Below are 20,974 nucleotides of genomic sequence, written 5' to 3' on the forward strand. Positions count from 1 at the left end.
TATGGTTAAACCAGAGTTAACCAAAACTAGGTCAAAATTGTTATACAGGCAATAAAATGGGCAAAAAAATTATGCATGCATAATAAAAAGGGTCAAATTTTATGAATTTAAAAAGTTGAAGGTCTTTTCAAAAAACTGTTTGGGATTTTCTGCGTGAAGCCAATGTCCGGCTTTATCCACGGTTTCAATTTCGGCTTTTGGAAAATGTCTTTTGATTTCCGAAAAGTCGCTGGGCTGTATATATTCGGATCGGTCTCCCCGGACAAAAAGGGTAGGGCCCTCATAGATAGCGTTGGGGATAATATTCTCACCTATCTCTTCCATTCGGTCTTTGAGTACCTCAAAATTGAAACGGAATCCCAATTTTTCTTTTTCAACCCAATAGAGGTTTTTCAATAAGAACTGGCGAATTCCTCTCTCCTTGATGTATTTTGAAAGTTCTTCATCCGCTTCCCTGCGATCTGATATGACAGCAAAATCCAAATGCGAGAGCCCATCAAATATAAATTGATGATGGGGCGGATAAAACTTTGGAGCAATATCGGCCACAATCAGTTTAGTGACCCGCTCAGGATGTGAAGTGGCCAATTGCATTGCGGTTTTCCCGCCCATGGAATGTCCCAATACAAAAGCGGAATCTATATTGTGATGATTCATGTAATTAATGACATCTTCACTCAAAAGATCATAATTGAATTCAGAAGAATGAAAACTTTTACCATGGTTTCGCTGGTCCACCAAATGCACTTGGAAACCATTCTCCGAATATTGGGTGCCCAGGGTCTTCCAATTGTCCGACATGCCCAAAAATCCATGTAGAATGATGAATGGTTTTCCTTCTCCAACTATTTTTGAATGCAATACTTTCATAAGTTACTTTAGTCGGTGTAGGTACATATTGATTACGTTTTCAATCCCCAAATAAATAGACTCACAGATAAGGGCGTGCCCAATGGACACCTCCAATAAATTTGGAATGTTCTCCTTAAAGAATTTAATGTTGTCCAAACTTAGGTCATGTCCCGCATTGATGCCCAAACCCACCTCATGTGCCCTATTGGCGGCATCAATAAAAGGTTGAATGCTCTGTTCTTTTTTGCCTAAACCATACCCATGTGCAAAGCTTTCTGTGTAAAGTTCAATTCTATCCGTACCAGTTTCGGCAGCACCTTCCACCATGGCTACGTCAGGGTCTACAAATATGGACGTTCGAATGCCGTTTTCCTTGAAAGTTTTGATCACATCCACCAAAAAATCTTTGTGTTTTAGGGTATCCCAACCGGCATTGGAGGTAATGGCATCCTCTGCATCGGGCACCAAGGTCACTTGGGTGGGTCTTACTTCTAGCACTAAATCTATAAAGTTGGGGATGGGATTACCTTCAATATTGAATTCCGTTGTGACCACTTGTTTTAAATCACGGGCATCTTGGTAGCGAATATGGCGTTCATCTGGCCTTGGGTGGATGGTAATGCCCTGTGCCCCAAACGACTCAATGTCTTGGGTTGAAGTTATAAGGTTGGGCACATTGCCGCCCCTCGAATTTCGTAAAGTTGCCAGTTTATTTATGTTGACACTCAACTTTGTCATGAAGTTCTTTTTTAGATTGTCAAAAATAAGAATTAGGCATGCCTTTTGCGATTTAAAATTAGTATTTTGCACCTAACAGCGATGCTATGCAGATTCAAAACCAAATTATAACCACTATTCCCGTTTTTGAGGTAGCGGAGACCTTGAAGGATGTCATTCAATTTTTTGAAGAGACTACCTATTCCCATGTGGCCATTACGGAAAATGGCAGCTATTTGGGATTGTTGTCTGAAAATGACCTTGCCTGTTTTGAACCGGACAAGAAGATTGAGGAATTTCGGTTTGAGATGGAAAGTTTTTTTGTGACCAAGGACACTTCCTGGTTGGATGTTTTGGAGATGTTCTCCAGAAACGAAGCCAATATCTTGCCCATTTTGGATGAAAACCAAGTGATTACAGGGTACTACGACCTAGAGGATATTGTGGGCATGTTCATAGACACTCCCTTTTTTAAGGAACCGGGGGCCATTCTTGTAATATCCATCGGAATCAAGGATTATTCCTTTAGTGAGATCGCCCAAATAGTGGAGAGCAACAATGCTCGTTTGTTGGGAGCCTTTATTACCAAATTGGAAAATGATATTGTGGAAATTACCTTGAAGATTGGTGCCCAAAACTTGAATGAAGTGGCCCAGACCTTTAGGCGATACAACTACACCATTGTCTTTGGAAATAGTGACGACCAGTTTTTGGAGGATTTAAAAAAGCGGTCTGATTATTTGGAAAAATACCTTAACGTTTAACATGAAGGTCGCTATTTACGGTCAAACTTTTCTGGACGAGGACAGAACTTGTATGTTGGAACTTTTGGATGAGCTGCAAAAGATAACCGCTGAGGTTTACATCGAACAAAAATTTGTTCAATTGGTTTCCGGTTTTTCAAAAGACCTTTTTAAAGGTACTTTTTCGCAATCCGAAGGATTGGATTCCACCTTTGATATGTTCGTGAGTTTTGGTGGGGACGGCACCATGTTGCGCGCGGTCACTTATATAAAGGACTATGGAATTCCCATTGTGGGAGTAAATACGGGCCGACTTGGGTTTTTATCCACCTTTAAAAAAGAAAGTGTCCGCAAGCTGGTCACCGAGTTTATGGCTGGTCACTACACCGTTGAAGAGCGCACCTTGGTAGAGGTGGAGCTCAATTCCGATTTGGATGAGTTCAAGGGACTCAATTTTGCCCTGAACGAGGTCACCGTAAGCCGTAAGGATACTACCTCCATGATTACCGTTGAAACCTATTTGAACAATGAGTATCTCACATCGTATTGGTCTGATGGTCTCATTGTTTCCACACCGACCGGCTCTACCGGCTATTCGTTGAGTTGTGGCGGACCTGTTATTGCCCCATCAGCCAAAGCTTTGGTGCTTACCCCGATTGCTCCACATAATCTTAACGCGCGGCCTTTGGTCATTTCGGACGATACCGAAATACGGTTACGGGTTTCGGGAAGGGAACAGACCCATTTGGTTTCCTTGGATTCAAGAATTGCCGATATTCCCAATGGCAAGGAAATCAAAATAAAAAAGTCCAATTTTACCATTAAGATGATTGAATACACATCGGAAAGTTTTTGGAAAACACTTCGCAACAAATTGCTCTGGGGGGAAGATCGGAGGAATTGAACGGTTCACAAACAATAAATGGCACTAAAAACTGTTTAACAAAGGAGAACAATCTTAACAGTATACGTATTGACCTTCCTTTACTCTTAATACATGAAATTTTTTGGATAGTATGCGAATAGTTTTGGCTATTTTTTTGTGCTGTATACTCAAGGTAAGTGCGCAAACCTATGAGATAGGAGTCTTTGCTGGTGGAGTCAATATGATTGGGGATGTGGGAAGGACCAATTACATCTTGCCATCCGGCCCGGCATTCGGTGGAATCTTTAAATGGAACAAGAGCAAACGATATGCATGGCGAGCCAGTGTTTTGTATGGCGACTTTACTGCAGACGATGCAAAATCCCACATGCAATCCCGTCAACAGCGTGGTTATGTAATGGATAATTCCATCCTTGAGGCTTCTTTAGGGTTGGAATTTAACTTTGTGGAGTATAATCTTCATAAGCTCGGACCGGCCTTCACACCCTATCTTTACACGGGTTTTACCTACTTTAGGTATGATTTTATGTATTTTGATGCCCTTCAAGTGCAGGATATTAACCAAAAAGAAGGTAGTTTTGCAATTCCAATGACGGTTGGGGCAAAGTATCGGTTAAATCAATTCCTGATTCTTGGCGCCGAAATTGGAGCCAGGTATACATTTACGGACAATTTGGACGCAAGTAACCCCGAGGGTTCCAATTTTGAGCAATTTAGATTCGGCAATATATTGAGCGATGACTGGTATGTTTTCACAGGTTTTACATTAACGTATACCTTTGGACGCAAGCCCTGCCAGGATTGTTTTCAATAAAATGCACACGCTAGACGAGGTTAACAAAGAGAAACTGCCAAAACACATTGCCATCATTATGGACGGCAATGGCAGATGGGCCAAACAACGCGGCAAACTCCGTGTCTTTGGTCATGAAAATGGAGTGGAGGCAGTGCGTAACACCGTGGAGAACTGTGCCAAACTGCAAATCCAATGTTTAACCCTCTATGCTTTTTCCACAGAAAACTGGAATCGACCAAAAGTGGAAGTGCAGACCTTGATGAAACTTTTGGTGGCCTCATTGCGCAAGGAGTTGGAAACTCTTAACAAGAACAACATTAAACTAAAGGCTATTGGCAAAATTGATTCCCTGCCCCAAAAAGCCCAGAAAGAACTTTCCGAAGTCATTTCAAAAACATCAAAAAATACCGGTATGATCCTTACGTTGGCGTTGAGCTATGGCTCTAGGGATGAGATAAAAAGCGCTGTAAAAGAGATAAGTACCAAAGTTAAAAATAATATAATTTCACCCGAAAATATTGATGAAACCGTTATAAATACACATCTTTACACGCATTTCTTGCCAGATGTGGACTTGCTTATCCGTACCAGTGGTGAACATAGGATAAGCAATTTTTTACTCTGGCAAATTGCTTATGCCGAATTATATTTTATTGATGTATTTTGGCCTGATTTTAGAGAGCATCATTTGGTAGAGGCAATATTAAGTTACCAAAATAGAGAACGACGATTTGGAAAAACTAGCGAACAACTCAATTAAAGGTATAAAAAACTGCATAAAACCATACCTTAAATTACTTCTCCCCTTATTACTTTTTTCCGGCCAGGGCTTTGCCCAGGATATCCCTTTTGAGGACGGAAAGCAATATATTTTGGGAGGACTTACGGTCACTGGTCTGCAAAGTTATAATGAGCAGACGGTAAAAACCTATACGGGCCTTCGTGTGGGTCAACCCATTACCGTGCCCGGTGATGAGATCAGTGCTGTGATCAAGAAATTGTGGGGATTGGAACTGTTCAGCAATGTGGAGATGTACTACACCAAGATTGAGGACGACAAGATCTTCTTGGAATTGAACATCACCGAACGTCCAACCTTGGCCAATGTAACGGTATACGGGGTTAAAAAGCGTAAGGTAGAGGAAATCATCAACGATACAGACCTTAAAAAAGGCAAGAAAATTACCGAAAGCTTGATTGCCAATACCAGAAACTACCTTCAAAACAAATATAAAAAGCAAGGCTACCTCAATGCCAAAGTGAACATAGCCACTGCGCCCGATACTTCGGCCACCAATACGGAGAATATGGTGATCAATGTTAATAAGGGCGATAAGGTAAAAATTCGAAAAATCACTTTTGAGGGCAACGAAAAGCTATCAAACAAACGACTTAGAAAATCACTCAAAAACACCAAAAAGAAAAAATTCTACCGTTTTTGGAAGAAGTCCAAGTACATAGCAGAAGACTATGAGGAAGACCTTTCCAATTTGGTGGACACCTATGCCGAAAGAGGATACAGGGATGCCCGGGTGCTCTCTGATACTTTTGTTCGAGTCAATGAAAAGAACATCGATTTAAAAATAAAGGTCGAGGAAGGGGACAAATACTATTTTGGGGACATTGATTTTGTTGGGAACACAGTATACACCGATAGGCAATTGAGCCAAGTCCTGGGGATTCGAAAAGGACAAACGTATAATGGCGTATTGCTCAAGGAACGGGTAGCGGATGACTCCAAACCAGATGCCAACGACCTGACGAACCTTTACCAGAACAATGGGTATTTGTTTTCCAGTATCAACCCAGTTGAGGTATCTGCGGTTAATGATACTATAGATTTTGAAATCCGAATCATAGAAGGAAAAGAAACCTTTCTGAACCATGTGACCGTAACTGGGAACGATAAAACCAATGATCACGTAATTTTCAGGGAGTTACGCACCAGGCCCGGTCAAAAATACAGCAAGGATGATTTGGTACGGAGTATCAGGGAATTGGGACAATTGGGCTTCTTTGATGCCGAGCAGATAAAACCGGATATTCAAAACCCCAACCCAAATGAGGGAACTGTAGACGTAAATTACAGCCTTGTGGAAGCAGGCTCTAGCCAGATAGAGCTACAAGGCGGTTTTGGTGGTGGCGGTTTTATTGGAACCCTGGGGCTTTCCTTCAGTAACTTCTCATTAAAGAATATTTTTAATGGAGAGGCCTACAAACCAGTTCCTATGGGTGACGGGCAAACCTTTGCGCTTCGCTTACAGGCCAGCAGAACCTTCCGTGTGTACAGTTTAAATTTTGCGGAACCATGGTTAGGGGGTAAAAAACCGGTACGTTTTAATCTTTCACTCTCAAGAACCCAGCAATTTGCCACCGACTTTAGTAGTCGGGGTAGAATTGAAGTTGACAAGAGCAGAGGGTTTTCCATTACCGGGGTTTCGGCTGGATTGGCAAAAAGGGTGCAGTGGCCCGATGATTATTTTACCGTTTCCCACGCCTTGAGCTATCAGTTATATGATTTCAAGGAATATCGTAATGGACTTTTCAATTTTGGTAATGGAAGTTCAAATTCATTGAGTTATACTTTGGGGATTTCACGTAGTTCCCAAGGACCTAATAGGATATTCCCGATGTCTGGATCTAATTTTGAGGTTACGGCCAAATTTACACCGCCGTATTCGCTTTTCAGTTCAAAGGACTATAAGCAAATTAGAGAGGATATCAGGACAACCACTGAAAGACTTTTGGAAATTGGTTCCAATCCAACAGATATAGACGAGCAATTGGAGTTTGCGCAATTGAGTGACAATTTAGAACAAATGGAGGAAGAGCGCTTTAAACTATTGGAGTTCTACAAAATAAAATTTAAGGGAGATTGGTACACCAATTTGGTGGACAAACTGGTATTGCGCACCAATGCAGAATTTGGGTTCCTTGGAGCTTACAACCACGATATTGGAGCGGTTCCCTTTGAACGCTTCTTTGTGGGAGGTGATGGTCTAGGAAACTTTACCTTGGACGGTAGGGATGTAATTCAGTTAAGAGGCTATGAAAACAGTTCCCTAACGCCGTTTAGTACCAACCCAATTACGGGTAACCTAGAAAGAGATGGGGGAACCATTTACAATAAATTCTCTTTGGAATTGCGCTATCCGCTAACCCTTAAGCCTTCCGCATCCATTTATGCATTGTCTTTTTTGGAGGCAGGGAACGCTTTCAACAATTTTAGTGAGTTTAATCCGTTTGAATTAAAAAGATCTGCCGGAGTGGGGCTGCGTATTTTTATGCCGGCATTCGGTCTCTTGGGAATTGATTTCGGTTACGGTTTCGATACAGATGCCCAACCAGGATCAATAGGGCCAAGTGGCTGGCAAACGCACTTCATCATCGGGCAGCAGTTTTAATTAAAGGAAAATAGGCGCTTTGTAATTTATAAATAGCTCATTTTAAATTAATTAGTTATTTTGGCACGATATTTTCTATGTAAAAACGGATAAAGATGAATACCAAAGTTCTTTTGTCATTACTTGTTTTGATGTCATCCTTTTATGGCTTTTCCCAAAGGGGAGTGCGCATAGGATATGTGGATATGGAATATATCCTAGAAAATGTGGAAGAATATAGGGATGCCACCGAGCAGTTGGAAGCCAAGGCGCAAAAGTGGAAGAAAGAGATTGAGCTGAAGCAAAGCGTCATTGAGCAGATGAAAAAAGATTTAATGGCCGAAAAAGTGCTATTGACAGATGAACTCATCACCGAACGTGAAGAGGAAATTCAGATTTTGGAGAAGGAAATGTTGGACTATCAACAAGACCGTTTTGGTCCACAAGGGGATTTGGTGCTGCAAAAAAAGCTGTTGATTCAGCCTATTCAGGACCAAGTGTTCAATGAAGTCCAAAAAATCGGAGGCAATAAAAGATACGATTTTATTTTTGATAAATCAGCAGATGTTGTAATGTTGTACTCCGAAAAAAGGCACGATATTAGTGACTTGGTTTTAAGAGAGATAGGACGCACTAGAAAAATAAGCGCCTCCAACAGAAAACAAGAAGAACAAAATAGGTTGGAGCAGTTTATTGAAGAAGAAGAAGGAGAAGATGAAATCAGTGATGCCCTAAGAGAAAGACAAGAAAGAACCGATTCCATTCAACAGGCCAATGCCCAAGCAGTGGAAGATAGAAGAGCCGAACAGTTAAGGCTCAGGGAAGAACGCAAAAAAGCCTACGAGGAGCGAAGAAAAAAATTATTGGAAGAGCGCGAGGCCAAACGCAAAGCCAGATTGGAAGAGCGTGAAAAAGCGCAAGAACAACAAAAGGATTCCATACAACAGTAAATAGTGGAGCACTAAATTTAACATCAAAATAGTAACGTAGAATCATGAAAAATGTAAAAAGAATCGCTGTGGCCCTAGTATTGTTTGTGGCGGCTACGGGTTTTGTAAATGCACAGAGCAAGGTTGCACACGTCAATGTACAGCAACTATTGTCTGAAATGCCGGAGATGAAGGCTGCCCAAGCCGAGTTGAAAAAATTGCAGGAAACTTACAGAGCGGACATTGAAAGTTCCATGACCGAACTTAAAAATAAGTATACCCAATACTCCAACGAAGCCACTGCCAAGACCAAGGAGGAAAATGAAGAAAGAGCATTGGAGCTTCAAGGTTTTGAAAGGAATATTCAAGAAGCCGAACAAGCTGCTATGCAAGAATTGCAGAAGAAACAACAAGAATTGTTCGCCCCTATTTCAGAAAAAGCAAAGAATGCCATTGAGAAAGTGGCAGCAGCCCAAGGATTCGATTATGTAATCGATGCCAGCCCGGGCTTGAGCTTGATCGTAGCTAAAGGAAAGGACTTATTGCCCGCTGTTAAGCAGGAATTGGGCTTCTAAGCACAATGTATAAAATTTTATAAGCCGCTTTTTCTAAAAGGAAAAGCGGTTTTTTTGTTTTTATAAAACTTTAAGTATCTATTTTTGGATATGCACGGACCCATTGGCATTTTCGATTCAGGTGTTGGGGGCACCTCCATTTGGAAGGAAATCAAAAAAATGTTGCCCCATGAAAATACCATCTATTTGGCCGATAGTGCCAACGCTCCCTACGGTGAAAAATCAAAAGAAGAAATCCTTCAGCTTAGCATAAAGAACACAGAATTCTTATTGCAGCAAGATTGTAAGCTCATTGTTGTGGCCTGCAATACCGCTACAACCAATGCCATTGATTACTTACGGACGCATTACAACGTTCCGTTTATAGGTATTGAACCGGCCATTAAACCCGCGGCACTTCATACAAAAACCAAGAAGGTTGGGGTGTTGGCCACCCAGGGTACTTTATCCAGTAGTCTATTCCACAACACCTCAAAGCTATTTGCTGAAGGTATTACAGTGGTGGAGCAAGAGGGAAAGGGTTTAGTGGAACTCATTGAGAGCGGTCAAATCAATTCGGTGGTTACCCGCGGATTGCTCCTTTCCTTTTTAAGGCCCATGTTGGAGCAGGATATCGACTGTTTGGTCTTGGGTTGCACCCATTATCCGTATTTAATCCCTTTGTTACAAGATATACTTCCAGACCATATCAGCATTATTGATTCTGGTGAGGCCGTGGCACGGCAGACCAAAGCGGTTTTGGAGAAAAACCAACTATTGAACACCAAAGGCCAACCTGGGGAACACCTGTTTTGTTCCAATAAAGGTATTGAAGTCTTGAGGAACCTAGTGGATGATGACAACGCCCAAATTTCCTATTTGGATTTCTGAGCCTTATTTTTTTGTGTAGGTGAGATAGGTAAAACTGTATTGGTGTCGATCATCTTTTGGATGATGTTCCTCTTTCACCAACTCCCATTCATTGGGATTGATTTCAGGAAAAAAGGTATCCGCTTCAAAAGTGCCGTGGACCCGGGTGAGTTCCATATCAGTGGCAAAAGACATGGATTGCCTATAAATTTCACCACCACCAATAATAAAAGCGGTTTCATTATTACCCACCAAATCAATGGCATCTTCAAGAGAATGTACTATGGTACACGGAAACTTAGGCGTGTAGTCTTTATCTCGGGTAACCACAATATGCTCACGGTTTGGTAAAGGCTTGGGAAAGCTTTCCAGCGTCTTTCTGCCCATAATGATCTTATGGCCTGTGGTAAGGGCCTTAAACCGCTTAAAATCATCGGGAAGGTGCCAGACCAAATCGTTGTCCTTCCCCAAAGCATTGTTCTCTGCGGCAGCGGCTATAATAATCAGTCGCTTCACAGCTCTTTTTTTTTATTTATTTTGGAAAGTGGAAAGTCCGTATCGATTTCTTTTTGGATTTCGGCAATGCGCTTTTTCTGTTGTTCCACCAAACGTTCACGCTGCTTGCGTTCCCAATCCTGCCCCATGAACTTGTGGGTTACAAATACGTTAAAGGTGTGCAAGACCAATAAAAATGCCCAGAAAATAATCACCCAAATGGACCAGTCGTAAGCTTCACCGTACTTCAGGATTTTGTTGGCCAGTACCAAAAAAAGGCTTCCAATCAAAAAAATGACCAAATGGGAAAACAGTCGTTTCTTCCGTTTGATGCGCTTTTGGGCATTTTCCAGAAGTTCGTGCTGCTTTAAATCTATTTCTGTCTTTTTCTTTTTACCAAAGGACAACATGGAATGGCTATCTTTAACAACAAAGATAATTGAATTGTTCCCAAAACCTCTGCAATGCAAAGTCTAAGAAAAAAATTTCCTGTCCTAAATCAATGTTTATATGCCAATACAGCTTCTGCAGGCCTTTTGAGTGAAGATTTAATGGAATGGCGACAAGGCCACGATCTTGATTTTCTTATTGGTGGTAGCGAAATGAAGGCCAAAGGCTTTGCCCACATGCCTGAGATCAAGAAAACCGTTGGTAACTTTTTTCATTGCAAACCAACTAATGTGGCCTTGGTGCCCAATTTTAGTTTGGGGATGAATATGCTTCTGGAAGGACTTTCCAAGGAGAAAAAAGTCTTATTGCTCCAAAACGATTACCCTTCCGTAAACTGGCCCTTTGAGACCCGAAATTTCAATAGGGAGTATGTGGACATCGATGAGCACATGGAGGAAAACATCTATAAAAAGGTAAAAACCGGAAGCATTGATGTGTTGGCTCTAAGCGTGGTGCAATGGGTGAACGGGTTAAAAATAGACCTTGATTTTATAAGGCAATTGAAAAATGATTTCCCCGACCTAGTGATTATTGGTGATGGCACCCAGTTTTGTGGTACGGAGACCTTCAATTTTGACAAATCTGGGTTCGATATTTTAGGCACGAGCACCTACAAATGGCTATTGGCCGGTTATGGTAACGCCTTTTTTCTGGTGAAAGATGCCGTTATGGACCAATTTGAACTTAAAGGTATCGGTAATGGCTCCGTGAACAATGATCTGTCCAAGAGGGACAGTATTCCATTTTGCAAATATTTGGAACCGGGTCATTTGGATTCCTTCAATTTTGGAAGCCTGGAATTTGCACTCAACTTTTTGGATGAGATCGGCTTGGAGGATATTCAGGCACATTTACAAAAACTGTCCAACAAAGCAAAAAATGCTTTTTCAGAATTGGGACTTTTGGAACAAAGTGTACTGGAAAGAAAGCAGCACAGCACCATATTCAATATAAAGGGAGACGAGAAACTGTTCAATAAATTAACGGAGGAAAATGTAGTCGCCTCACCGCGGGGAGGGGGTATACGTTTGAGCTTTCATTTTTACAATACAGAAGAGGAGATAGATGTTGTTGAAACACTTTTAAAGCGTTGGGCCTCAAAAGGATAATTGGTAAAAAACATGGAATTAAATTGATAAAAGTAACCCAATTGTTAGGCGCATTTTATCAATATGATAAATCGAACTTAACGAATTGTAAATAAGCAGTTTTATGTATTGCTTTGTACCGGAATTAAAATTTTTAGTACCATGGCAATAAAAAAACAATACCTAAAAAGCAAGCCTGTTTGCAAGGTGACTTTTACCGTTCCGGCAGAAGAGGCGGACAAAGTGGCCGTAGTGGGCGATTTTAACAATTGGAACCCTAAAGGGAGCACTTTGAAGAAGCTAAAAAACGGAACTTTCAAAGGAACCTTTGAACTTCCCAAAGAGAACACCTACGAATTCAGATACCTTATTGACGGTAGTTATACCAACGATGAAGAGGCAGACCGTTTTCAATGGAACGATTACGCCGGAACCGAGAACGCCGTTCTGGAAGTGTAAAAAAAAAATCAATCGTCATTGGAGCTCCCCAACTTCAATGGCGGTTTTGGTTCATTTGGTGAACACGTAATTTTTGTAGTTTTCTTCCTGGTCCGAAAAGGAGGTGGCAATCTCTAGCCCAGCCTCTCCGGCCAACCATTTTACCACGGCATCATCATATTTTTGTGAAATTTCGGTGTGGATGGTCTCCCATTGTTTGAACGGGACTTCTAAATCCAAACTTTCTATATGGGCCATTTGTCTTTCTTTGGAAACCAAATAGCTTTTCGCCGTTCCAGTTTGGGGGTCATAGACTTCCCAATGTAAAAATTTGTCTAGATCAAAATTACCACCCATTTCTTTGTTGATACGGGTTAGGATGTTCTTGTTGAAGGCTTCGGTAATTCCCGCTTTGTCGTTATAGGCATCTAAGATGGTCTGCGGGTTTTTCTTTTGGTCGAATCCCATAAAAATAAGGTCGTCAGGGTTGATGGCGCTCCTCATATTTTTGAGAAATTCCACCGCCTGTGGATGCAACAGATTGCCAATATTGGAACCTAGGAACAAAATCACTTTTCTCCGTCCATTGCTCTCCCCAATGTTGCGCAGCGTATCAAAATAAGTGCCCTGCAGCGGATTTATGACCACTTCCGGAATTTCTTTGTGCAGTGAGGTTTCCAGTTCATTCAATGCATTTTGGCTGATATCAATGGGCCTATAATCAAATGGAAGGTTCCGTTCCACCAAATGCCGCAGTAAAATCTTCGTTTTTTTACCATCACCTGCCCCTAATTCAAATAGGCTGAATGGTTCTCCACCACCAGAAAATAGGTCAACGATTTCGGCTTTGTTCGCTTCCAGAATATTGAATTCACAATCCGTGAGGTAATATTCAGGCATAGCCATGATGTCCTGAAAAAGTTTATCGCCTACCTCGTCGTAAAAATATTTGGAGGATAGGTATTTGGGATGGGCTGTAAGTCCTTCATACACCTCTTGTTCAAAGACGGATGTAAATGTGGTGGTTTTTGATCGCATAACAGTTAAGTCGGGATTATTGTGCCAACCTTAATCCAGTAAATTGCCAACGTAGCTGCGGATGGAAAAAATTACGATAGGTATGCCGTGTATGCTTTGTGGGCGTTGCCACGGAACCACCACGGAGCACTTTCTGGCTCACCATGAATTTCCCATTGTACTCACCCAAGGCACCATTGGGTTTTGTATAGTTGGGGTAGGGCAAGTAGGCACTTTCGGTCCATTCCCAGCGCTTGCCCCACGGAAAAAACTGTTGGGCAGCTTCCCATTCAAACTCTGTGGGCAACCGAAACCCTTTCCATTGGGCATAGGCAAAGGCCTCATAATAGGAGATGTGGGTCACAGGGGTTTCCAAATCCACTTTTTGGAGTCCCTTTGCGGTATAATGCCACCATGAACCGTCAATTTTATGCCAATATAGGGGCGCGTTGATGTTGTTTTGGTTCACCCAATCCCAGCCTTCGGCATGCCAAATTTCAAAGCGTTGGTAGCCACCGGCTTCAATAAATTCAATAAATTCCCCGTTGGTGACCAACTTGTTGGAAATTTTATAGGGTTGCAGATATACTTTATGCCTTCCCAATTCATTGTCGTAGCAAAATTCCTGCGAATTATGTCCAACCTCATACACGCCTTCATCCATGGAAATCCAATCTTGGGTGTGCGTCTCTTTCGGATGGTCTTCAAATGCATCCGAATAAGTGGGCAAAAGCGGATTGTTTCCTAAAATATATTTGATGTCCGTGAGCAGGAGTTCCTGATGCTGCTTTTCATGATGGATTCCAATTTCCAAAACATTTTGGAGCTCTTCACTCTGAGGTTCCGAAAAGAAGTCCTTGATGGCTTCGGTGACATAGTTTCGATATTCGTATACTTTTTTCACCGAGGGACGCGACAGATTCCCCCGATCCGAACGGACCACCCGTTTGCCCACGGTTTCGTAGTAGCTGTTGAAGACAAACGAGAAATCGGCATTGAACTGTTGGTAACCCTTGGCATGCGGTTTTAGAATGAATTCCTCAAAAAACCAAGTGGTGTGCCCCAAATGCCATTTGGGTGGACTCACATCCACAATGGGCTGCACCACATAGTCTTCAATTTCCAAAGGTTGGCAAATGGTTTCGGAATGTTTTCTGGTTTCCAAAAAGAAATCCAAAAGGGAATCGGTAAGAATCATGGTAAACGTTTGCTCTTTAAAGATAAGGATTATTGAATTGACGCTATTTCGGTCGATTTTTTGAAGAAATCCTTACCTGGGAACAAAGGCTAAGGATTGTACCGCTTTTCCATAATTTCCTTTAATTCCACTGTACTCCAATCCCCATTTGTATCAATAAAATCCTTGATCAGTGCAATATGGCTGGAACCTAGAAGCAGCATTATCCGTTTGTCATTGGGTTCAGTGGCTTTTTGCGCCAAAGACCACATGTACAAATTTCGGCGATACCATTCCGAAGCAAGGTACGCCCCAACAAAATTATCCCGGTCACCTACCAGGAGCGGCACTTGGGTCTGTAGCTCGTTGCTAAAGTTTCTAAGTTCCTCCGAATTGAGATAGTAGGTAATATCAAGTAGAGAGGCTCCCGATTCAATTTTTTCATCAAACTCTTGTGTAAAACGCTCTATGCCATCTGTAAAATAGTTTTGCAGGTCTATTTGCTTTTGTTTGGCCGCAACGGTCATTAAACTATCAAAAGGAAAATCGGTATCGCGATAATCCACGGCCTTCACAGAGGTTAAACCTGCTTTTTTGGCGACTCGGAATGCCAACTGGAAGATTTCGTTTTTTAGGTAAAAGTCGGAAAGGCTGTCGTTGGCAAAATAGTTGTCCTTCAAATACAGTTGGTACAACGAATCCAGTTCCTGTTGCTGGTCATAGGGCCATTCCACCAACACTTGGTCTGGCTTAAACTCCTTTATTTTTTCTGAAATCACCTCCAGCTGGGCCTGAGAGGCATCGCTCATGACATCAAAACTTTTGGTTTTGGCCACATCCGCACCAGGGTTGTGATAGTGGAAAGTGCCCACAAGCAAAGCTTGCTTTGTGGTTTCGGGTTGTTGAATTTCCGGTTTTTCGGTGGGGGAGGTACAGCTTGCAAAAACAAGCAGCGTAATCAGGGAAAATTGAATTTTTTTGATCATGGAAGTTGTTTTGTACAAAGACCTTTCAAGAAAGTATATGTTACAGTTGAAAGGGTATGTTTTAGGATCTTAGGATTTTCTCCATTTTTCGGCCTTTGGCCAATTCATCTACCAATTTGTCCAAATAGCGTACTTGTTGGGTCAATGGGTTTTCAATTTCTTCAATTCGATAACCGCATATCACTCCTTTTATGAGGTGGGCATTGGGATTTAGATCAGCTTTTTCAAAGAAGGTTTCAAAGGTTACTTTTTCATCAATCAATTTTTGGATGTCCTTTTCCGTAAAGCCGGTCAACCATGTTATTACTTGGTGCAGTTCCTCTTTTGTTCGACCTTTCTTTTCCACTTTTGTCACATAATGGGGATAAACCGATGCAAAGGTCATTCTTGCGATTCGCTGATTGTGTTCTGGTGTGGCTTTCATGATAAAACGTTGAACTAAAGTTGATTAAAAGTAACAAATTTCACCTTAGGGTTTATCGTAACGTATGTGGTTTAGTTGGTCCAATAATCCACAACAAGCTCATCCGAAATATGGAAACCCGCACTTCTCTATTAGCATTCTGTTTTGGATTAGCCGCCTCGGGATTGTTACAGTCGGGTTGTAGCTATAGATACCTTTCTTTGATGATATTAAGATGATGAATTTCATGTCCAATCACCGACTTTAGGAAGTCTTCCAATCGAACCTCATGTTGTTTAGCCCACCCTTTTCGTTGCAGTTTATTGGTGGAAAGTGTATCCACAAAACTTTGGGAGGCCTTCCTCACATTCACATAATCTGTCAGTAATTGTTGCAGGGTGAGTTTATCAAATCGACTGTTTTTGACCAAAGACTCCTGATTATACCCCCATAATTCCACTTCTTGGTTTCGACTCAATTGAAAGGCACGGAACATTTTTATACGCTCATGGTCAGTAATATGCCCTACAATTTGTTTAATGCTCCATTTACCAGGAGCATACCTATGCGCAGCTTTTTCTTCATCTATGGACGCCAACAAAGCATTGGTCTTCACTGATGCAAAAAGTGCGGAGAGTTCCTGCTCTTGGGCCAATTCAAAATAATAGGGAAAACCGTCTTGGGGCGTATATCTCATATTTATCGGGGTGATTTTGACCATAAATCAATCTGGCCATGTACCAATATTTGGTCGTGACTTTAAGTATTAACTATCGTGGCATTGGCCTATTCAGCGGTAGTGGGGTCTATAATGGTGGCCACCTCACTGACCAAATTGGCAGGGAAACCTCCCTGTTTGGCATGTTCCAACACCATTTCCTTATTAGGGGAAATGTACACGCAATAGATCTTGTCTCCGGTAACATAGCTTTGTACCCATTGAATCTCTGGGCCCATGTAGCGAAGAACACCACAGGAAGTCTGTGATACTCCTTTGAGCTGCTCAGCGGTTAAATTACCGGCACCGGGTATTTCCCGCTCAATGACATATTTTGGCATGACGTTACAATTTAGTTTCCTACTCGTTTGGCTTTTGGGTTACGCCCCGTTTTGTGTGGTTTCTGGACTCCACTTAAAGGTATTAAATAAAGTGGTGATTAGCAGAATTCCGGTAGGTGATTTTATATGGATATGAAAGCTAAATTAGTTGGCCCAGTAGTCCACTACAAGCACATCGGCAATATGTGGGCCTGCCACTTCTCCAAAAGCCTTATGGTCTGGGTGGATGAGGTAGGCATCCCTATCTGCCTCACTGGTAAAGGTCAATAAATAGCAATGGGTAAGCTCTTTGTTCAAATTTTCCGGGCTGTTGTTGAGGCCCCATTCGTAGCCTTTGATCTCTGATATTTTAGAGGGCAGTGCGTTAAAGGCTTGTTTTACCTTTTCCACATCTTCTTCAGAGGAGGTCTCTTTAAATTTGAACAGGACCACATGGCGCAATTGCGGTTGGGTAACCGCTTCGGTTGCTACTTCAGTCTTTTCCACAACTTCTTCTTTTGTTGATTCTTGGGTTTTTTGGCCACAACCAAACAGTAAAATTACCGCAAAAATAGAGATGATACGATTTTTCATAAGGATGTGGTTTTAAAATTGGTTTATGGCGGAATAAGGTAAGATAAAATTAAAACTTGAACAATTGGCTAAGTTCAACTTCAAGTGCAAGTGCAATGGTGTAGAGCGTAAAAACATTGGCAGAAACTTTATGGTTTTCAATAAGCTCTATATGTTGTTTGTCCCGCCCACACAATCTTCCTAGCTCAGCTTGCGAAATGTTCTTTTGCTTTCTGAGTTCTTTAATTCGATTGCCAATTTTTATGGATAATTCTTGCTTTGTCAACATTAAAATGAACTAACAAAACAAAATTGGACAGATTAAAAAGAAAGAACGTCATAATATATTATGACTATTTGAAATAAAAAGATATATTTATGTCATATTTAGTTGTGACGATGGGTGATTCGAATAAAAGCCAACCAAAAATAGATTTAAAAGGAGTTGTCAAGGACAGCTATGGCTCACCCGAAGAACTGGCCAAAATTTTGGACTTGGGGGTGGTGATGCTGTTTTATTTGGAAGAAGACACCTTTTCCCGTAGGGAAGTGCAAAGTGTAGTAGAGGCGTTAAAGGGCATTGGAGAGTGGTTGCGGGGTAACGGTTTCGGCTATGAGTAGTTGCGTGGTTTAGCGTTAAACTTAGCAAGCCTGCCTGCCGGCAGGTACACACAAAACTGAAAATCCCCAAGGATTTTCAGAAGTAGGCGAGAACAAGCAATTACTTATAGCCATTGCTGCCAATAGTTTTTATTTTTCATTTATACTTTTTATACATAAGTCGATTAATGATAACATTCTAAAGAATAAATAGTCAATATGTTTCGACTTTGACACTTCCAATTTGTCTGTTTCGTGGTGTCGTATTTTATATTCGTTTCCAATTTTAGTCAATAGCTTAAATTCACTTTCTATGATTTCAAAATTGAAACCATCAGATGCGATTGATACTAATTCGGAAGATGATTTTTTCTTATTTGAACCAAAATAGGTTTTAATTCTCTCAAAAGCATCCCATAGTTTTTCTAGAGCAATTTGTTTGTCTTTTGGAATAAAAAACCTGTCTTTGGCTTCGTTTATTAGAGAGTCCAATTCTTGGTCATTAGTTTTAGTCTTTCTATCAAAAAGTAACTCAACATTGACATTTAAGTCCAATAGGTATGATAAATCCATACCGTCATCAATTTGCAAGCTATCATTAAGTATTTCTTTAAATTCCTTAATAGCTTTTTGATATTCAGAATCAAAGTCTAGTTTGTTCTCTTTCGTATACTTTTTAAAATCTCTTTTGTTAAAAAGGCCTTTTCTGAAAACTAAAGATAAGTCGTGAATATCTAGAAGTAATAAAGTATCTCTCACCCAAAATCTTCTAGTAGTTCCATCGTGTTCAAACGGAAATCCTAAATCTTTAAAAAACTTTGTTAGGAAAAAAGAACTTCGATAAGGAAAACTATTGTTGTCGCCACAAATTAATTCCGCAATTTCCATTTCAAACTCTGGATTGTTATGTCTAGCTTGAAGTAGTTTTAATTTCTGTAAATCTGATTCACTTTTCTTGTCAGATTTTAATTTGAAAATGATATCTGAAAGAAGTGTTTTTGCTTGTTCAAACCCGCTAATATTTGTTTCAATTGCCATTGGTTTGAATTAAAATGGTAAATCATCGTTCATAATGTCATCAAAGTCATCTTGCTCTGAATAAAATTCGATTTGAGAAAACCTTATTCTTTCATTTTCAGTCAAAACCCCAAGCACTTTTGATTTTAAATTTTCAAAGCTTTGAAGATTTCCTTTCTTTAAGCCTTTTTTGTAGACTTCGAGACTCGAAATTGCTTTCTCAAGAGTTTCTATTTTTTTATTATCGGTCATTTTAAAATTGTTGGCAACTTATTTATATAGATATGTTTTACATCTATATACACCTCAATTAGGCGCTAAACGATGTTAAAAGATACCACTAAATTTTCAGTGATTACCTTTTCCAGTAGGGAAGTGCGATGTAAAGCGGAGTGGTTGCGGTAGTTACGTAGCTAAGAAATTAGTTTTTTTCAATCTCATTTATCATTTCTTTGGCCACTAAAGTGGAGGAGGGAAGAAACATGGTCGTTACAATTCGCTCGTCAATGACCACATCGTGTTTATCCGCCAGGTCATTTTTGGTCTGGAACAACGCTCCATTTTGTCGTAGTTGATCCTCCAACATGATGGGCAATAACGTTCCTTCAGCAGCCCAACTTTTAGTAACCTCCGTGGAATTCGGAAACCCGGTTAATTTCACATCCTTAACCATATAATTCCCATTGCTCAACTTAACATTTGCAAAAGCACCGGGTCCATGTCCGCAACCACCCACTACGCCGCCATTTTCATAAATTTTGGCTATGAGTGGCAATATAGCTTCATTGTTGGCCACATCAAATAAAGGTCCGTACCCACCACCAATAAAAACGGCTTTGTAGTTTTTATAGTCCACTTGATCGGGCGTTAATGAATTTTCGACCTTACCAAAATTCTCATACTTAATGGTGTAACTACTAATACCTAGGGTGTCCATGGAAAACGGTACTCTTCCACCTGTTGGCGAAACAAAATCCACTTGGTAACCGTGGGAAACAAAAATATGGTAGGGGGGAGCTACCTCCCAAAGATTGTTCCCGGCAAAGTGCTTTTCAGGGTCACCCATATCTTCTGTATTTGAAACGATAATCAATATTTTTCCCTTTTCACCATTGTCGTTGTTACAGGAAATAAAAATTAATAATGCCCATAAGGCCAAGAAACCTTTTTTCATTTTTTGATTGATTTTACAGTAGGTCACTCAAAGGAGGAGAATGTTACAGTTTTTCTAAATTAATGTCGACGCTTATATACGTCCAATTTGGAGCTAGCCGCTATTACAAGATACCACTAAATTTAGTCTTCACCTTTTCTCATAAGGAAGTGCAAAGCGCGGTGGAGACACTTAAAGGCATTGGTAAGTGGTTCCGACAATGATTATCCCGTGGCTGTCAGGGTTAATGATTTTGTAAAGTTTCAAACACTATTTTCCAGGAATCATCCGGTTGTCTTTTCCAATTGATAATATAGGTCCCCACATTTTTAATGGTATCTGAGCTTTCTTTATTGATGAATATTTCATTAAAGGTGTTATACGAGATGGCCATATCTTCCGACGGTATGATGGTGGGTCTTCCACGATCAATGAGTTTCACATCGTATTTATCGTAAATCTGCTCCCATTGTGCTCTTAAGGAATCTTTGGTTAGATGTTGAATTGGTGAATCGGGATAAATCGCAGTATAGTTGTCAGCGTAGAATTCAATCCAATCGTAATCAAATCTCTCATAAACCGCATAAAGACTGTCAACTTGTTTTGCTATCAGAGCCGTTAATTCGGAGTCGGGAGTTTTTGTTTCAGGCGCTGTTTCTTTATCCTTTTCGCATCCAATGAGAACACTGAGCATTAGGACCAGTAGGGGTAAATGTAATTTTAAATTTTTCATGTCGGTCGGTTTAATTGTGCAAAACATGTTTGTTGCAAGTGTAAAATACAACAAATCAAAAAGATGACTTTAATAC

The 20,974-nt window shown here is 40.7% G+C and carries 27 protein-coding genes; 11 read left to right on the plus strand and 16 right to left on the minus strand.

Annotated features, from left to right (window positions below):
- Positions 1-99: 99 nt before the first annotated feature.
- Both FG28_RS10515 and FG28_RS10520 read right to left on the minus strand, forming a co-directional pair.
- Complete coding sequence (locus tag FG28_RS10515; RefSeq protein ID WP_036382590.1) at positions 100-870, minus strand: alpha/beta fold hydrolase; 771 nt, start codon at positions 868-870, stop codon at positions 100-102.
- Positions 871-873: 3 nt separating this feature from the next.
- Positions 874-1,590, minus strand: coding sequence for a pyridoxine 5'-phosphate synthase (locus tag FG28_RS10520; RefSeq protein ID WP_036382592.1), 717 nt, complete (start codon positions 1,588-1,590; stop codon positions 874-876).
- Positions 1,591-1,676: 86 nt separating this feature from the next.
- Here FG28_RS10520 and FG28_RS10525 point away from each other — a divergent pair, with 86 nt between their 5' ends.
- The 8 genes from FG28_RS10525 to murI all read left to right on the plus strand — a co-directional run bounded on the left by FG28_RS10525 (position 1,677) and on the right by murI (position 9,751).
- A complete protein-coding gene (locus FG28_RS10525) occupies positions 1,677-2,333 on the plus strand; it encodes a CBS domain-containing protein (RefSeq protein WP_036382594.1) in 657 nt (218 codons plus the stop codon).
- A gap of 1 nt (position 2,334) precedes the next feature.
- Positions 2,335-3,216, plus strand: a complete 882-nt coding sequence (locus tag FG28_RS10530) for an NAD kinase (RefSeq protein WP_036382596.1) — start codon at positions 2,335-2,337, stop codon at positions 3,214-3,216.
- 112 nt (positions 3,217-3,328) lie between these two features.
- Positions 3,329-4,012, plus strand: coding sequence for a DUF6089 family protein (locus FG28_RS10535; RefSeq protein ID WP_036382598.1), 684 nt, complete (start codon positions 3,329-3,331; stop codon positions 4,010-4,012).
- Between the two features lies 1 nt (position 4,013).
- Positions 4,014-4,754, plus strand: coding sequence for an isoprenyl transferase (locus FG28_RS10540; RefSeq protein ID WP_036382600.1), 741 nt, complete (start codon positions 4,014-4,016; stop codon positions 4,752-4,754).
- Positions 4,726-7,398 (plus strand): outer membrane protein assembly factor BamA, encoded by a 2,673-nt coding sequence (bamA, locus tag FG28_RS10545; protein ID WP_036382602.1) that lies wholly within the window; start codon positions 4,726-4,728, stop codon positions 7,396-7,398. The genes FG28_RS10540 and bamA overlap by 29 nt, the downstream gene beginning before the upstream one ends.
- A gap of 95 nt (positions 7,399-7,493) precedes the next feature.
- Complete coding sequence (locus FG28_RS10550; protein ID WP_036382604.1) at positions 7,494-8,327, plus strand: OmpH family outer membrane protein; 834 nt, start codon at positions 7,494-7,496, stop codon at positions 8,325-8,327.
- A 44-nt stretch (positions 8,328-8,371) separates the two neighbouring features.
- Entirely contained in the window at positions 8,372-8,881 is a 510-nt protein-coding gene (locus FG28_RS10555) for an OmpH family outer membrane protein (RefSeq protein WP_036382606.1), read from the plus strand.
- 90 nt (positions 8,882-8,971) lie between these two features.
- The gene (murI, locus tag FG28_RS10560; protein ID WP_036382608.1) at positions 8,972-9,751 is read left to right on the plus strand and encodes a glutamate racemase; all 780 of its coding nucleotides are present in this window, start codon (positions 8,972-8,974) and stop codon (positions 9,749-9,751) included.
- Between the two features lie 3 nt (positions 9,752-9,754).
- Here murI and FG28_RS10565 read toward each other — a convergent pair whose 3' ends face one another.
- Entirely contained in the window at positions 9,755-10,246 is a 492-nt protein-coding gene (locus FG28_RS10565; RefSeq protein WP_036382610.1) for a dihydrofolate reductase, read from the minus strand.
- Positions 10,243-10,635 (minus strand): 2TM domain-containing protein, encoded by a 393-nt coding sequence (locus FG28_RS10570; RefSeq protein ID WP_036382612.1) that lies wholly within the window; start codon positions 10,633-10,635, stop codon positions 10,243-10,245. Before FG28_RS10570 ends, FG28_RS10565 begins: the two co-directional genes overlap by 4 nt.
- Positions 10,636-10,689: 54 nt before the next feature.
- Between FG28_RS10570 and FG28_RS10575 the strand changes: the two genes are divergently transcribed.
- Positions 10,690-11,784, plus strand: coding sequence for an aminotransferase class V-fold PLP-dependent enzyme (locus FG28_RS10575; RefSeq protein ID WP_036382614.1), 1,095 nt, complete (start codon positions 10,690-10,692; stop codon positions 11,782-11,784).
- A 141-nt stretch (positions 11,785-11,925) separates the two neighbouring features.
- Positions 11,926-12,222, plus strand: coding sequence for an isoamylase early set domain-containing protein (locus tag FG28_RS10580; RefSeq protein ID WP_036382616.1), 297 nt, complete (start codon positions 11,926-11,928; stop codon positions 12,220-12,222).
- Positions 12,223-12,273: 51 nt separating this feature from the next.
- Here FG28_RS10580 and FG28_RS10585 read toward each other — a convergent pair whose 3' ends face one another.
- The 8 genes from FG28_RS10585 to FG28_RS10620 form a co-directional block, all read right to left on the minus strand.
- Entirely contained in the window at positions 12,274-13,239 is a 966-nt protein-coding gene (locus tag FG28_RS10585; RefSeq protein ID WP_036382618.1) for an L-histidine N(alpha)-methyltransferase, read from the minus strand.
- 16 nt (positions 13,240-13,255) lie between these two features.
- A complete protein-coding gene (egtB, locus tag FG28_RS10590; protein ID WP_036382620.1) occupies positions 13,256-14,416 on the minus strand; it encodes an ergothioneine biosynthesis protein EgtB in 1,161 nt (386 codons plus the stop codon).
- An 89-nt stretch (positions 14,417-14,505) separates the two neighbouring features.
- The gene (locus tag FG28_RS10595; protein WP_036382622.1) at positions 14,506-15,381 is read right to left on the minus strand and encodes a DUF5694 domain-containing protein; all 876 of its coding nucleotides are present in this window, start codon (positions 15,379-15,381) and stop codon (positions 14,506-14,508) included.
- 61 nt (positions 15,382-15,442) lie between these two features.
- Positions 15,443-15,805 carry a DUF2200 domain-containing protein gene (locus FG28_RS10600; protein ID WP_036382623.1) on the minus strand — a complete coding sequence of 121 codons (363 nt, stop codon included), beginning with the start codon at positions 15,803-15,805 and terminating at the stop codon, positions 15,443-15,445.
- A 184-nt stretch (positions 15,806-15,989) separates the two neighbouring features.
- A complete protein-coding gene (locus FG28_RS10605; protein ID WP_197062587.1) occupies positions 15,990-16,481 on the minus strand; it encodes a DinB family protein in 492 nt (163 codons plus the stop codon).
- Positions 16,482-16,570: 89 nt separating this feature from the next.
- Entirely contained in the window at positions 16,571-16,843 is a 273-nt protein-coding gene (locus FG28_RS10610) for a DUF4242 domain-containing protein (protein ID WP_036382626.1), read from the minus strand.
- A 144-nt stretch (positions 16,844-16,987) separates the two neighbouring features.
- The gene (locus tag FG28_RS10615) at positions 16,988-17,416 is read right to left on the minus strand and encodes a Dabb family protein (protein WP_036382628.1); all 429 of its coding nucleotides are present in this window, start codon (positions 17,414-17,416) and stop codon (positions 16,988-16,990) included.
- A gap of 49 nt (positions 17,417-17,465) precedes the next feature.
- Positions 17,466-17,684, minus strand: a complete 219-nt coding sequence (locus FG28_RS10620; RefSeq protein ID WP_036382629.1) for a helix-turn-helix domain-containing protein — start codon at positions 17,682-17,684, stop codon at positions 17,466-17,468.
- 89 nt (positions 17,685-17,773) lie between these two features.
- Here FG28_RS10620 and FG28_RS10625 point away from each other — a divergent pair, with 89 nt between their 5' ends.
- Positions 17,774-18,016 carry a hypothetical protein gene (locus FG28_RS10625; RefSeq protein WP_231562617.1) on the plus strand — a complete coding sequence of 81 codons (243 nt, stop codon included), beginning with the start codon at positions 17,774-17,776 and terminating at the stop codon, positions 18,014-18,016.
- Between the two features lie 129 nt (positions 18,017-18,145).
- Here FG28_RS10625 and FG28_RS20140 read toward each other — a convergent pair whose 3' ends face one another.
- The 4 genes from FG28_RS20140 to FG28_RS10645 all read right to left on the minus strand — a co-directional run bounded on the left by FG28_RS20140 (position 18,146) and on the right by FG28_RS10645 (position 20,898).
- A complete protein-coding gene (locus FG28_RS20140; protein WP_051947273.1) occupies positions 18,146-19,033 on the minus strand; it encodes a hypothetical protein in 888 nt (295 codons plus the stop codon).
- A gap of 9 nt (positions 19,034-19,042) precedes the next feature.
- The gene (locus FG28_RS10635; RefSeq protein ID WP_036382631.1) at positions 19,043-19,264 is read right to left on the minus strand and encodes a hypothetical protein; all 222 of its coding nucleotides are present in this window, start codon (positions 19,262-19,264) and stop codon (positions 19,043-19,045) included.
- Positions 19,265-19,433: 169 nt separating this feature from the next.
- A complete protein-coding gene (locus FG28_RS10640) occupies positions 19,434-20,186 on the minus strand; it encodes a type 1 glutamine amidotransferase domain-containing protein (RefSeq protein WP_036382632.1) in 753 nt (250 codons plus the stop codon).
- Between the two features lie 223 nt (positions 20,187-20,409).
- Entirely contained in the window at positions 20,410-20,898 is a 489-nt protein-coding gene (locus FG28_RS10645; protein ID WP_156102259.1) for a hypothetical protein, read from the minus strand.
- Between the last annotated feature and the right edge of the window lie 76 nt (positions 20,899-20,974).

The sequence above is a fragment of the Muricauda sp. MAR_2010_75 genome, from assembly GCF_000745185.1.
Lineage (GTDB): Bacteria > Bacteroidota > Bacteroidia > Flavobacteriales > Flavobacteriaceae > Flagellimonas.